Raw genomic sequence first — 13,221 nt, forward strand, 5'->3', positions numbered from 1 at the left:
CGCACCTACAATGAGTAAGGTGCGGAGGAGGATTAATACAAACACATTCCACGGCGGTAATTGTGCTGAAAATACTCAGACTCGCATTGTCGATCATTCGACATTCCCCCCGAATGGGCAGAGGTCGATTAACTCGCAAGAGGTAGCGCCGCACACTTGCCCAAATAAATCCAACCGCCGCACACGGAGATGTGCCGCCGGTCAGGTGATCCAGCGAACCCGCAGGGGCGGGCGTGGCGGCCGGTTCATCTCCTATCCGCTTGGCTCTGGCAGCGCTGTGGGGTGCATTCGGGATCGGACCGGCCAGGGAAACAAGCAAGGCGTCACCCCTTACCCGCTTGGGTGAGCGGGACGCCTGTGGTGGTCAATCGGCCGTGAGCGGGTCGTCGACGCCGACCGGGAGGCCCTGCCCTTCACTGTCCACATCATGTGTATGGACGGTCGGGAGGCAGGGATCCTGGCCCAAGCCGTGGTCGACGCCGGGGGCCGTTCCTCGGCGGCAGCGAGGCAGGATCAGGCGGCAAACCGGGCCGCCCGCTCGCGGAGATCTTGGGCCTCCGGGACTCCGCTGTAGCGGCGCAGGCGCACGCGCATGTCCTGGAGGGCGGCCTGGACCTTCACAGAGCGGATGCCCTCGGCGCAATCCAGGAAGTCGCGCCAGGTGGGCATGGCGCCGTGGCGCAGGCGGACGCCGCCGAGGTCGGCGAGGACGATGGCGTGGGTGTGTCGGCGGTCGAGACCGTGGATGTCGAGGGCGAGGTGGAGGTGCCCTTCGGCAGTGTCGAGATCACCGAGGCGGGAGAGGATCATGTCGGATTCGTGGGCCCAGCGGCCGGGGGAGTAGTGGCCGGTGCAGCTCCGCCCGGCATCTGCCCGTCATGATCGTGATCTCGTCGCTGTCCACCAAGTACGCCCAGTCCGGGCCCGGCTCGTCGGCGTGCTCGTGGATGGCCTCCTCGGCGATGCCCAGGGCGGAGTCCGCCTCCCGCGCGTTTCCCCAGGTGGCTTGCTGCCATGCCAGCCTGCCCGCCGGCAATGCCCGCACGACGGGTGCCGTCCCCGACCCGAGTGCCTCGTACGCGGCCGTGGCGAACCTGATGCCGGAGCCGCCGCCCACCGTCCACTCCAGGTATGCCTGGAAGGCCAGCGAGTTGCCTTCCAGGGAGCTGTCCTCGGCGGCGCGTGACGCGGCTGAGGCGGTCGTGTAATGACCGCGGGCCTCGTCGTAGTTCCCCGCGTCGTAGGCCGCCCAGCCGGCGAGCTGCTCCTGTCGGCGAAGGCGCCGTGCGAGAGCCACGGCCCGGCGCAGTTCCTCCTCCGGTACGCCGAACTCCGCAGCCGGCAAAGCCCGCGAAGCCGGGTCCGGCAGCCGCTCGGCCGAGAGGACGATCGGGATCGCCTTCGGCACGGTCGCGTTGATCACGTCCTTGCGGGCGTCGTCGAGGCCGAAGCGGAATCCGCCTCCCCTGTGGAGTCACTGGACGTCGTCGCACGGATGCTCAGGGACCGCCTGAACGCTGCTGTGGTCTCGTTCCTGATCGTCGACTTCACCGGGTCGTCAGTGGTGCGGCTCGGGGCAGCCGACAGCGTCGAGTCCGACGAGCCCCCTGAGCGCGTCACCCTGCCCGGCACCCTCTACGCGGACGCGTTGCGCACACAGCGGCCGGCCCTCCAGCGAGAGGGCAACAGCTGGGTCAGGGTCGTGGCGCCCGTCACCGACCGCGGCGACGCCATCGGCCTGCTCGAACTCTTCCTGCCGGAGCACCCCGACGACTTCGCGATGAGGCAGATCGGCGCGCTGAACCTGGCCGCCGAGATCCAGCACCGACTCCTGCCCACCTCACTGGCGTGTGAGGCAGCCCAGTTCACGGTCGCCGGAGCGCTGGAACCGGCCACGCACGTCGGCGGTGACACCTTCGACTACGTCGTCGACCGCGACACCATGCAACTCTCCGTCACCGATGCCATGGGCCACGACGTGGAAGCCGCGCTACTCGCCACCCTCGCAGTGTGCGCCCTTCGCAGGCCTAGGCGTGCCGGCGCCGAGCTCGAAGTACGGGCCTTGGAGGCCGACCGGGCCGTCATCGACCATGGCAGGCGGGGCTTCGTCACCGGGCAGCTGCTGCGCATCAGCCTGCTCGACGGGACCACCCAGTTCGTCAACGCCGGGCATCCCTGGCCGCTGCGCCTCAGGCGGGAAAGGGTCGAGCAGATGGTTCCCGAGGTCGATCTCCCCTTCGGTATCCAGCCACGTACCGCCTATCGGGTGCAGCGGCTGGACCTGCAGCCGGGTGACCGCCTCGTGATGCTCACCGACGGCATGCTCGAGCGCCGCGCTGTAGAGGTCGATCTGCCCTCCCCGGTCGTGCGCAGGGGCGATCTCCACCTCCGCGAGGCCTCCCGCGCTCTGGTCGCCGAGATCCTGCGCGCGCATGGCGGCCGTCTCCAGGACGAGGCGGCGGTCATGTGCCTGGACTGGCACGGTACCCACCAGGTCACACGCAGCGCTGACGCCGGGGCGGACCTGGCGGAGGCGTCCGCACCCGAGTGGCACTCCTTCGACGACCGAGGCCGCCGATCCCGACGGGCACAGTCGGGTCAGGTTGAGGACGGCGACGCGGATGATTCGGCGGCGCGGCGGTATTCGGCGTTGATGCGCTGGGCCTCTTCGAGCTGGTCTTCGAGGATGATGATGCGGCAGGCGGCCTCGATGGGGGTGCCCTGGTCGACGAGTTCGCGGGCGCGGGCGGCGATGCGCAGTTGGTAGCGGGAGTAGCGGCGGTGGCCGCCCTCGGAGCGGAGCGGGGTGATGAGGCGGGCTTCGCCGATGGCGCGGAGGAAGCCCTGGGTGGTGCCGATCATCTCGGCGGCCCGGCCCATCGTGTAGGCGGGGTAGTCGTCATCGTCGAGACGGCCGAACGAGTCGTCTGCTGTCATTGAACCTCTCTCTGGAACGCGTGGAGGGGCCCTGGTGCCGTACGGCACCAGGGCCCCGAAGGAACTACTACACCATCTGTCGGCCCTGATACTGCGCCGACCCTGTGTTTCCGCCGACCCGGCCGACACGCTGCCGGGAGTGCGGGGATCGCGGTTGCTTGACCGGAGACCACCTCACTATCGATGTCCTGCGGTACCCGGGCTCAAGGCTTCCGCCCGGGCGATCCTGATGGTGCTCGGCTCCTCCGTTCTTCCCTCGGTGATCAACTGCTTACTGCTGATACTGCTGGTACTGCGTACTGCTCAGTGGCCTGTGTCAGCGCCACTCTTCGGCAGCCAGCCCCGTTGCCCATCTTGCGTCTGCTCTGGCTTAGAACCCCACTGCCGAACTTCCCGGTGCGCGCGTCCGCAGCCGACGCCTTCACCGAGGTGCTGCTCACTTACTTCACTGCTGGGTACTTCGAACTGCACTTACAGGTACTGCCACTGCGTTAACTGCTGGTACTGCTCACGGCGGCCCCTGATGACTGCGGGCCACCCGGTCCGGTAGTCAGTCCCGTCGCCGTCCTGCGACAACCCTGGCTTCGGAACTCCACCACCGCACCGTCCTGCGCACTGCAACTGCGGGTACTGCTGCCCGGCAGTTCGTCTCTGCCAGGCCCTGCTGTCTCTCTGGGCTACGAGAGAAACCATAACCACGCCACAGCCCAATGTCTACTCCGGCCGGCATAGATTTTCGCGCCCGTCGAGGAGAGCTAGACCTCTGCGGTGGGACCAGATGTGCAGAGCATCCTGCACAGCAGGTCAGGGGCTCGGACGCCCTGTCCTGTACGGCCGCCGTACCGGTGGATTCGGCTGGCCCATGGCCACCGCAGCGCCCGAGCAACCGGTGTCACCCGTCGTCCCTCCGGCGGGAAGACGGTGAGTGCTCTTCTCGACCGGTAGTCCTCCCCGTCGAGAGAACGGGACGACCGGTGCATAGACTCGGCTCCCATGTCGAAGCCTGACGAGCTGCTCGTTGACGTTGCCACCCTGGTGGAGTCCGGGCAGAGCAATCAGATGTCCCTGACCGTTGTCACCGGTGGCACTGTCATCACCGGTCGGCTGGCACCCGAAGCCGTGTGGAGGCAGCGGGTGTCGGAGGTCCTGACGGATTCCGCCCGCCTGGGCGAGTTCGCCGCCATCTTCACCGCCACGACACCCCACGAGGGGCCGCCCACTCATCTGCACTTCCATGTGGCCCGCATCCTTCAGGGCACGGTGGGGATCCCGGAGACGGGTGGGATGTACCGCGTCTCGATCGCGGATGTCAGCGCCTGGACCATGGGCGACTTCAGCTACTCCGACCACTGACCGACATCGCGTAAGAACCCCTGGGTACGCGGGAGGGCCCGACCGGCGTGTGCCGGTCGGGCCCTCCTCGCTGTTCGGGTGTCGGCTCGCGCCGGTCCTGTCCGTCAGACGGTCACCGGGATGCCGAGCATCGCGGAAGCCTGCTGGAGCGGGCTGAGGACGCGCCTGGGCGCGGCGGCCCTCGGGAGGCCGCGGCAGGTGAACCCGAGCTGGGTCATGGCCCGGAGGACTTCACCGGCGCTGAAGTCGCGGCGGTCCTGGCGCGTGATGACCTGACCGACCTGCTTGACGGGGTAGGTACGGCGCCCGATGATCACGGACTCGCCGACGACCTGCTCGGGCTTGACGCCCTTCATCGACTCCAGGACACCGCTCTTGGTCAGGTCGAACGGGAAACGGGCGATGACACAGCGCATGTTGCCTCACAGGAAGAAGAAAGGGGGACGGTCGTGCCGTGGTGAGGCGGTTCAGCGGGCAAGGGCGAGGACGCCCAGAGCACTGCCCTGCTCGTCGACGACCGGCAGGGCATCGAGCCGGCGATAGCGCATCGCGTGCTCGGCTTCGGCCATCGTGGTTGCGGGTGAGGCAACCGGCCCGCGGTCCCCCAGCAGGTCGCGGAGACGGACCCGGTCGGTGTACGCCGCGCTGTCGTGGACAGCGGTGAGCTGGGCCTGCGTGACCAGCCCGGTGCACAGGCCGTCCTCGTCGCAGACGAGCAGATGACCCGCGCGGGCACTGGCCATGACGGCCAGGGCCACCTCGACCGTCATGTCGTCACAGACCTGTGGACCGGCCGCCTCCATCGCGTCATCCACCGTCCGGTGCACAGGGTTGGCGTGCGTCGAGCGGGGCTGCATCTGGACCAGCGTCAAAACGTGCCTCCTACAGAGATGGGTCAGTTTCCTGATCACGTGCTTCTCAGGCCGCCGCATCGAAGGCGGACTGCCGCACGCTCACGCGCCGGACCGTCGAAGCGGGCCGTCGCCTGCCGCGGGAGGCCGTGCTGCGCTTGGCGCGTTCGACGACGGGTGCGGTGATGACGACGGGGATGCCGGAGGGGGCTTGGGCGCCGGTGATCCGGTTCAGTGCCTCTTCGCCGGAGCGGACCTGGGTGGTCCGCGGTGTGATGCCGGCGGCCTGCATGAGGCGGGTCATGTCGCGGCGCTGGTTGGGAGTGACGAGGGTGACGACGCTGCCGGACTCGCCGGCGCGGGCGGTGCGGCCGCCGCGGTGGAGGTAGTCCTTGTGGTCGGTGGGCGGGTCGACGTTGACGACGAGGTCGAGGTGGTCGACGTGGATGCCGCGCGCCGCCACGTTCGTCGCGACCAGTACGGTCACGTGTCCGGTCTTGAACTGGGCGAGGGTGCGCGTGCGCTGGGGCTGCGACTTCCCGCCGTGCAGGGCGGCGGCCCGGACACCGCTGTTCAGCAGGTCCTGGGTCAGCCGGTCGACGGCGTGCTTGGTGTCCAGGAACATCATCACCCGGCCCTCGCGCGCCGCGATCTCCGTCGTCGTCCGGTGCTTGTCGGCGCCGTGGACGTGCAACACGTGGTGCTCCATCGTCGTCACCGCACCGGCCGAGGGGTCCACCGAGTGCACGACGGGGTCGGTCAGGTAGCGGCGCACCAGCAGGTCGACGTTGCGGTCGAGGGTGGCGGAGAAAAGCATCCGCTGCCCCTCGGGACGCACCTGGTCCAGGAGGGCGGTGACCTGCGGCATGAAGCCCATGTCGGCCATCTGGTCGGCCTCGTCCAGGACGGTGATCGCGACCTGGTTAAGCCGGCATTCGCCACGGTCAATGAGGTCCTTCAACCGGCCGGGCGTAGCCACGACGACCTCGGCGCCTCCGCGCAGCACTCCGGCCTGCTTGCCGATCGACATGCCGCCGACGACCGTGGTCAGGCGCAGCTTCACGGCGCGGGCGTACGGGGTGAGGGCGTCGGTCACCTGCTGTGCCAGCTCGCGGGTGGGGACGAGGATCAGGGCGAGGGGCTGGCGGGGCTCGGCGCGCTGCCCGGCGGTGCGGGCCAGCAGGGCGAGGCCGAAGGCGAGGGTCTTACCGGAGCCGGTCCGTCCGCGGCCGAGGACGTCGCGGCCTGCGAGGGTGTTGGGCAGGGTGGCTCCCTGGATCGGGAACGGCACGCTCAGGCCCTGCGCGCCGAGGGCAGCAAGCAGCTCCGCCGGCATGTCGAGGTCGGCGAAGGCCTCGACGGCGGGCAGCGCGGGAGTGATGGTCTTCGGCGGAGCGAACTCGCCCTGTACCGCTGCGGGTCGGCGGCCGTAGCCGCCCGAGCGGCGCGGACCTCCGGAACGGCTCGGGGCCGACGAGCTGAAGCGGCTGCCCCGCTCCGAACCGGCGGCAGCGCCGAAAGCGGGGCTGCCGGTGCGGCTGCGGGTGCGAGAGGAACGGTCGTTCGTACGTGTGCGGTTCATGCAGAACCTTCCTTGATGCGGCGCGTATCAAGGAATTCCCGCTGCGAAACGCAGCGCAGGGAATCACAAGAACGGGCCGAATGGAATGCGAAAGCGGCTTTGGCCGACAGAGATTCTGTACGGGCGCATGCGCTGAGATGAGGTGGCGTCACGGGGACGCGAAATCAAGAAGTCGAGTGGGGTGAAGCGCCGAGCAGGCTGTAACCCTGAAATACTTCATCCCGCAGGTGACACCACTGCGGGAAATGCGTGCAGCTGGGGCCCGCACCCCGAGGGATGCGGGCCCCAGCTACGAAATGCGCGTCAGCGTCAGGCGGGAACGATGTTCTCGGCCGTCGGGCCCTTCTGGCCCTGCGCGATGTCGAAGGTGACCTTCTGGCCTTCCAGCAGCTCGCGGAAGCCCTGGGTGGCGATGTTCGAGAAGTGGGCGAATACGTCGTCGCCGCCACCGTCCTGCTCGATGAAGCCGAAGCCCTTGGCCGCGTTGAACCACTTCACGGTGCCAGATGCCATGTCATATCTCCTTTGGGGCAGTACACCAGCATCCGCACCATACGGACACCGTGTCGCCGCGATGATGCCCCGCCGGAAAATGACCGGAAATATGAAGCACTCGAATGTGGCGCGGAGGCGACTGGAGCGCTTGAAGTTTTTGGGTACCAAAACTGCAACCGAGACCGACAGTAGCACGCTGCAGCGGTTCGTGTGCGTTAAATATCTCCATCGTGTGCGGTGCGGAAAAACTCTCCCTGCGGGGTCCATTAAACTCTCTGACCGCGGGGATAGATATTGATTCCCCCCGGGTGCAGCGTTTCGCGAGCAAGGGCGTCCGCCAGTTGCGACGTGCAGTCCAGGGGACGTGAGCCTGCGGGGTGGGTCCGCAGCGCCCTCCGAAGGGATCAGCAGCTCGCAGGGCTCCATGGCGGCCTCGGGGGCGTCCACGGCAGGGCGGCGCGGCCAGCCCCGCTCTCGCTACACGTCTGTTCCGCAGCGCCTGACGGTCACTGCGGTCGTTCGCGAAGCCGCTCCCGCAGGTGGAGGAGGACCTCGGTGTCGGTGATGTCGACCAAGGCTGCCCACAGGATCCGGATACGAACGTCATCGCCATGGTGCACGGCCCGCACGATGGCCTCGACGGTGGCGGCCGCTTCTGCGGGAAGGCATGGTGGACTGGCCGTGGCCCACACATGAACGGAAGGACCAGCCGTGTCCGGACGCTCTGCCGGAGTATCCCGCTCAGGGTCACTGGCGTCATCCACCGGCACCCGTGGGAACCTCCTGACGAGATGGTCGGCTCAACGGTGATCTCACTGGCACGGCTGGACCAGGCCGCCCCCGAGCCCCGGTGCGCCGCTCGCCGGTGTGTGGAGCCCGTCCCGCTGAGAGGCGTGGCACTCTCGTCGCGAGCACCGTTGGCGGGGAAGGTGATGGCTGAGCTGAAGTTCGAAACCGTCGCGTGCCCGCACTGCGCGGCCTGCCCGGCCACTGGGCAGGCTCGTACCATCGCCGCCGACCGGTGCCGGGTGACGGTGACGTGGCACCTTCCTTCCTGCCCGCACTACGCCGCCGATCGCGTGTTGGCGGGAAGGGAGGACTAGGCAGACCCGTCGAGGGTCTGAGTCAACCCCTCCGACCAACCGCCCCTTTTGGAAAGCGAATTCACGCGACGGAGACAGCGGTGTGACGCAGGTCGTCGAGGACGTGTCTCGCGACGCGAGATCGGCGGGGGCTCGTGTGAGGTCTAGACAATGACGAAGGCCCAGGTCTGTGACCTGTGCCTTCGTCGAAGAGCGGACGACGGGAATCGAACCCGCGCTATAAGCTTGGGAATCACTCGGCACTGAGAGCACGGTAGGCGGTTGACCTGAGTAAACGTGGCTTCTCGGGGTGCCGGCGGGGATGTCGGGTGGTCCGCTGTTGACCGCTGCTCACCGCCCTGACTGGCACGTAGGGGCACGCGCCGCCGGCACCGCACCCATCACATGGCCTGCGCACCGCGAGGGAAGGGCTGGTGCAGGGTTGCGGCCGAGAGGTGACCGGCGGCGTGCGGGAGCATGTTCGGTCAGCGGATTCCGGAGTCGGGATGTTCGGCATCCCATTCCCGGCGCGCCTGGGCAATGGGGTCACGGTGTTGCGCTGACCAGTCGGCGAGCGCTTTCACGAGATGCGTCAGGCTGCGGCCCATCGGTGTGAGCGCGTATTCGACCTGGGGTGGCACCGTGGGGTAGATGGTCCGGGAGACCAGTCCATCGCGCTCCAATCGGCGCACCGTCAGTGTCAGCATCCGCTGTGAGATGCCGGGGACGGCGCGCTGGAGTTGCCGGAAACGGCGTATCCCTTGGGCCAGTTCGACAACGACCAGGACCGACCATTTGTCCCCGATCCGGTCGAGCACCTCGCGGATCCCGCAGTCCTCGTGCTTCTCCCCGCAACTGACGACGGGTTCGACGTCTCCGTCCGTGGTTACTTCCGTGTGCCTCACCCACATCGAAGTGCCTCCTTACGCCCCCCGGCGCCACACCGCAGGCTGATCCCGGTTGCCGAAGAGAACCTATCCGAACAGGGAGAACCTGATGATCCTGGTCACTGGCGCCGCCGGCGCTCTGGGCACGCTTGTCGCCGAGCGGCTGGCGGACCGCGGCGACACTGTCCTCGGCACTCGCGATCCCCGGCAGATCCAGGCTCCATTGCCCGTCCGCCGCATCGACTTCGACGATCCCGACGGCCTCTCCCAGGGTTTCGCGGGCGTGGACGTGCTGCTGATGATCTCCGCGGGCCATGGCGAGGACGACACCGTCATGGCCCGGCACGGCGCCGCCGTCGACGCCGCCCAGAAGGCCGGTGTCGGCCATGTCGTCTATACGAGCCTGACCGCCGCCGGTGATCACCTCCCGTACGCCCTGCCGCACCGCTGGACCGAGCGCCGGCTCCGGGAGAGCGGCATGGACTGGTCGATCCTGCGCAACGGCCTCTACGCGGAGCTGCTGGCCGGACTCGCGGCGCCGTCGGCGGACGGGCGGATCACCGCCCCGTTCGGTGACGGCAGGCTGGCCGCCGTCGCGCGCGCGGATCTCGCCGAAGCCGCAGCACGGGTGGCAGTGGAGGCCCCCGCCCATGCGGGGCGCGTCTACGAACTCGTCGGCGAGCAGACCATCGGCGGCGCCGACCTGGCGCGAGCACACGGAGCCCACGCCACCTACGAGCCGGAGACACTCGCCCAGGCCCGCACGCGCATCGCCGCCTCCGGTGCCGAGCCGTTCCAGGTGCCGATGGTGATCGGCACCTGCTCAGCCATCGCTGCCGGCTTCATGGCGGGTACCGGTGGCGATCTGCGTCAGCTGCTGGGACGCGAACCCCGCTCACCGCTCGCAGCGGCTGTCGCGTAGCGCATCAGCAGGGCAAACGGTCCGACCAGCCGGACCTCACCCTCGCGGTGGGACGATCATGGCTGCGAGGTCAGAAGATTTCGCGTTCTGGAGGGGGAGACACAGTGGTCCTGGGAACAGTGGCTGTCACCGGTGCGGCAGGAAACATCGGCTCCGTGGTGCGGGCAGCGCTGCGGCACGAGGCGACCCGCCTGGTTCTGCTCGACCGTGTTCCACTACGGCAGGAGGCGGCCAACGAGGAAGTGCACACCGTCGACCTGCGCGATGCGGTGGCCGTGGAGTCGGCCCTCTCGGGGGTGGACTGCGTGCTCCACCTGGGCGGCCTGCCGGATGAGGCGCCCCTCGGCGAGCTGCTGGAAGCGAACGTACTGGGCACCCACAACGTCCTGGAGGCCGCCAGGTGCAACGGGATCGAGCGGGTCGTGCTGGCCAGCAGCAACCGCGTGACCGGCTTCTACCCCACCGGGCACCTCACCGGCCCACAGGAGCCAGTGCGACCGGACGGCCTGTACGGGGTCAGCAAGGTGGCAGTCGAGGCCCTTGGGCAGTTGTACGCGGACAAGTTCGGGCTGTCGGTCATCTGCCTGCGCATCGGCAGCTTCGAGCAGACACCCACCGAGCCCCGACACCTCGCGACGTGGCTGAGTCCACGCGACACCATCGGCTACGTCAAAGCCGCGCTCACGGCCCCGACCACCACCCGCTTCACCACGGTGTACGCCGTCTCCGCCAACGCCCGCCGCTTCTGGGAGTTGCCCGCGCAGGCAGAGCTGGACTACACGCCCGTCGACGACGCCGAAACGCGCGCTGTACACATCCCAGGCGCCGGCACTCCTGCCGACCCCTCGGCGCCACAGGCCGGCCCCTATGCCACGCCGGAGTTCACCCTGAAGCATCTGCGGCCTTGAGAGGCCTAGGCAACACAAAAGCCCCAGGTCGTTGACCTGGGGCTTTGTCATGGAGCGGATGACGGGAATCGAACCCGCGCTACAAGCTTGGGAATCTATGGTGCGCAGGCCGCCCATATGGCATCTGACCTGCGGAAACAGTCTGCCGAAAGAGCTGTCTCGAGGGTTCGCCCGTACCCGTATTGACCGCTGTTCGCCGCTCCGAAGGGCACGGATGGGGCACGCGTCCGTTGGTCTGGGTCGTGCGGCACGTCCCTGCCTCGATAGTTGCGTCTTGCCTCCTGGTTTCGTGAGGCTTGACGCAAGGCGATCTGGGTAGGAGACTGCTTGCGTGTTCCCTCCTGATTTCATGAGGGGAGGCGCAAGGAGATGGTCATGGAACTGCTGTCGGTGAAAGAGGCTGCGGCCCTGCTCGGGGTGGATGATTCCCGGGTCCGTCAGTTGCTGCATGACGGGAAGCTCCAAGGGCAGCGAGTCGGTGGTCGTTGGCTGGTTGCCGGGGACAGTGTCCGGGATCGCAAGGACCGGGGCCCTCGTTCGCGGAGACCGCTGTCGGCCCGCAATGCATGGGGCGTTCTGGCGGTGCTGGACGGCCATCAGCCGGTGAGTCTGTCCGATGCCGAGAAGTCCCGGGTGAGGATGCGGTTGCGGAATCTCCTTGCCCACGGGCAGCTGGCTCCGGCTCTGCTCCAGGAGCTTCTTGCCGCCCGCGCCGAGGTTCGCTCGTACCGCGTTCATTCAGGCGTACTGCCGGTCCTGCTCGCTGCTCAGGATGTGGTGAGGGGGGGAGTGAGCGCCGCGTCGCAGGCGGGGGCGGACTACATCGCTCTCGGTCGTGCGGAGATCTACGTACATCCCGACAGGGTCGACAAGCTGGAAGCCGAGTTCGGCATGGTCCGTGATGAAGAGCGGGGCAATGTCGCGGTCCGAATTCCCCCGGCGGAGATGTGGTCGTTCCTGACCTCAAGGTCTGAAGCGCCTGGGCAGGGCCGCCACGCCCCCGCGTCAGTGGTGGCGGCCGACTTGCTGGACCGCCACGAGGGCCGAGCCGACGCTGCCGCAGCCGGGTTGCTTGAGCCTCTGCTGACTCGCTACGCACAGCCTCGGAGGGTGTGATCATGGCGGCTGAATTGCCCGACGTGCGACTGGAGTCGGACCTGTTCACCGGGCCGCTGGTGGAGTTGTGGGGCGTGCTGTTCGACCTTTCGGAGCAGGTGCCGGATGCCTGGTCGCTGATCGGTGGGCAGATGGTGCTCCTGCACGGTCTGGAGCACGGTCGGACCCCGCCGGCGGCGAGCGCCGACCTTGATGTCCTGGCTGACGTGTCGGACCAGCAGAGCTTGCGCCGTTTGGTTGCGGCGCTGGAACGGCTCGGATTCTCCCCCGCCGGCATGTCGCCGCAGGGCAACCTGCTGCACCGCTATCAGCGCGGTGTGGAGCCGCAGCGGTTGGTGGTGGATCTGTTGGCGCCCGACAACCTCGGCCCCCGTGCAGACCTCACAACGACGCCGCCCGGCCGCACGCTGGAGGTGCCGGGCGGCCGACAGGCTGCGCAGAGAACCGAGTCCGTGAGTGTGCAACTGGGGCTGCGGACCGGCCGGATCCGTCGCCCCAGCCTGTTGGGGGCGATCGTGGCGAAGGCTGCAGCGGTGAGCATCAAGACCGCTTCACCGGAGCGGCACTACCGCGATCTGGCGTTCTTGCTCTCGTTGCCCGCCAATCCGCTGCAACTCAGAGATCAGCTCGACAAGGGCGACCGCAAGAAGCTCGCGTTCGCGAAAGCTCTGCACGATCCGCAGCATGCCGCGTGGCGTCAACTACCCGACGAGGGCGGGAAGGCTGACGGCCAGGCCATGTACGCATTCTTGTCTCCGCCTGCGTGACGTGAGGCCGGCCGAGCGCGCGTGACCTTGTCGCCGTCGAGGTGGTGCGCAAGTGGCGCGGGACTCCCGAATAGGTCTAGACGACGAAGAAGGCCCAGGTCGCTGACCTGGGCCTTCTTGTAAGAGCGGATGACGGGAATCGAACCCGCGCTATAAGCTTGGGAATCACCCGGTACTTGCGTAGCGAAATGGCCTCTGACCTGCGGGAATGCTCCCTGATGGAGACGTTCCATCCGCTCCGGTGCGAACCCCTTTTGACTGCTGTTTACCGCCCCTACTGGCACGTTATGGCACGCCGGGAACGCCCCGCTGACGCAGGAG

At 68.0% G+C, this 13,221-nt stretch carries 13 protein-coding genes and 1 pseudogene; 6 read left to right on the forward strand and 8 right to left on the reverse strand.

The window, feature by feature from the left end; translation table 11 throughout:
* Positions 1 to 513 precede the first annotated feature (513 nt).
* Positions 514 to 810, reverse strand: a complete 297-nt coding sequence (locus ACPU2J_RS18015; protein ID WP_423833606.1) for a hypothetical protein — start codon at positions 808 to 810, stop codon at positions 514 to 516.
* Positions 788 to 1,423, reverse strand: coding sequence for a hypothetical protein (locus ACPU2J_RS18020; RefSeq protein ID WP_423833607.1), 636 nt, complete (start codon positions 1,421 to 1,423; stop codon positions 788 to 790). Before ACPU2J_RS18020 ends, ACPU2J_RS18015 begins: the two co-directional genes overlap by 23 nt.
* 45 nt (positions 1,424 to 1,468) lie before the next feature.
* Between ACPU2J_RS18020 and ACPU2J_RS18025 the strand changes: the two are divergent.
* A pseudogene (locus ACPU2J_RS18025) lies at positions 1,469 to 2,545 on the forward strand (PP2C family protein-serine/threonine phosphatase); the annotation flags it as partial.
* A 53-nt stretch (positions 2,546 to 2,598) separates the two neighbouring features.
* Here ACPU2J_RS18025 and ACPU2J_RS18030 read toward each other — a convergent pair.
* Positions 2,599 to 2,937, reverse strand: a complete 339-nt coding sequence (locus tag ACPU2J_RS18030; RefSeq protein ID WP_423833608.1) for a MerR family transcriptional regulator — start codon at positions 2,935 to 2,937, stop codon at positions 2,599 to 2,601.
* Between the two features lie 993 nt (positions 2,938 to 3,930).
* Between ACPU2J_RS18030 and ACPU2J_RS18035 the strand changes: the two genes are divergently transcribed.
* On the forward strand, positions 3,931 to 4,290 hold the full coding sequence (locus tag ACPU2J_RS18035) for a hypothetical protein (RefSeq protein ID WP_420080138.1): 360 nt from the start codon (positions 3,931 to 3,933) through the stop codon (positions 4,288 to 4,290).
* 104 nt (positions 4,291 to 4,394) lie between these two features.
* On the opposite strand, the gene ACPU2J_RS18040 is transcribed toward ACPU2J_RS18035, so the two are convergent.
* The 5 genes from ACPU2J_RS18040 to ACPU2J_RS18060 form a co-directional block, all read right to left on the reverse strand.
* Positions 4,395 to 4,706, reverse strand: a complete 312-nt coding sequence (locus ACPU2J_RS18040; protein ID WP_189743750.1) for an SCO5918 family protein — start codon at positions 4,704 to 4,706, stop codon at positions 4,395 to 4,397.
* A 51-nt stretch (positions 4,707 to 4,757) separates the two neighbouring features.
* Positions 4,758 to 5,162: a CBS domain-containing protein gene (locus tag ACPU2J_RS18045; protein ID WP_420080137.1), complete on the reverse strand. Its 405-nt coding sequence runs from the start codon at positions 5,160 to 5,162 to the stop codon at positions 4,758 to 4,760.
* 46 nt (positions 5,163 to 5,208) lie between these two features.
* Positions 5,209 to 6,723 (reverse strand): DEAD/DEAH box helicase, encoded by a 1,515-nt coding sequence (locus tag ACPU2J_RS18050; protein ID WP_420080136.1) that lies wholly within the window; start codon positions 6,721 to 6,723, stop codon positions 5,209 to 5,211.
* Positions 6,724 to 7,032: 309 nt separating this feature from the next.
* Positions 7,033 to 7,236, reverse strand: a complete 204-nt coding sequence (locus ACPU2J_RS18055; protein WP_030228768.1) for a cold-shock protein — start codon at positions 7,234 to 7,236, stop codon at positions 7,033 to 7,035.
* 1,549 nt (positions 7,237 to 8,785) lie between these two features.
* Positions 8,786 to 9,211, reverse strand: a complete 426-nt coding sequence (locus ACPU2J_RS18060) for a winged helix-turn-helix transcriptional regulator (RefSeq protein WP_423833609.1) — start codon at positions 9,209 to 9,211, stop codon at positions 8,786 to 8,788.
* Positions 9,212 to 9,296: 85 nt separating this feature from the next.
* Here ACPU2J_RS18060 and ACPU2J_RS18065 point away from each other — a divergent pair, with 85 nt between their 5' ends.
* The 4 genes from ACPU2J_RS18065 to ACPU2J_RS18080 all read left to right on the forward strand — a co-directional run bounded on the left by ACPU2J_RS18065 (position 9,297) and on the right by ACPU2J_RS18080 (position 12,900).
* On the forward strand, positions 9,297 to 10,109 hold the full coding sequence (locus ACPU2J_RS18065; RefSeq protein WP_420080134.1) for an NAD(P)H-binding protein: 813 nt from the start codon (positions 9,297 to 9,299) through the stop codon (positions 10,107 to 10,109).
* 104 nt (positions 10,110 to 10,213) lie between these two features.
* Positions 10,214 to 11,017, forward strand: a complete 804-nt coding sequence (locus ACPU2J_RS18070) for an NAD-dependent epimerase/dehydratase family protein (protein ID WP_423833610.1) — start codon at positions 10,214 to 10,216, stop codon at positions 11,015 to 11,017.
* Positions 11,018 to 11,392: 375 nt separating this feature from the next.
* On the forward strand, positions 11,393 to 12,133 hold the full coding sequence (locus ACPU2J_RS18075; RefSeq protein ID WP_250748702.1) for a helix-turn-helix domain-containing protein: 741 nt from the start codon (positions 11,393 to 11,395) through the stop codon (positions 12,131 to 12,133).
* A 2-nt stretch (positions 12,134 to 12,135) separates the two neighbouring features.
* Complete coding sequence (locus tag ACPU2J_RS18080) at positions 12,136 to 12,900, forward strand: hypothetical protein (protein ID WP_423833611.1); 765 nt, start codon at positions 12,136 to 12,138, stop codon at positions 12,898 to 12,900.
* Positions 12,901 to 13,221 lie beyond the last annotated feature (321 nt).

The organism is Streptomyces manipurensis (assembly GCF_049570255.1).
In the GTDB taxonomy this organism is placed as follows: domain Bacteria; phylum Actinomycetota; class Actinomycetes; order Streptomycetales; family Streptomycetaceae; genus Streptomyces; species Streptomyces manipurensis.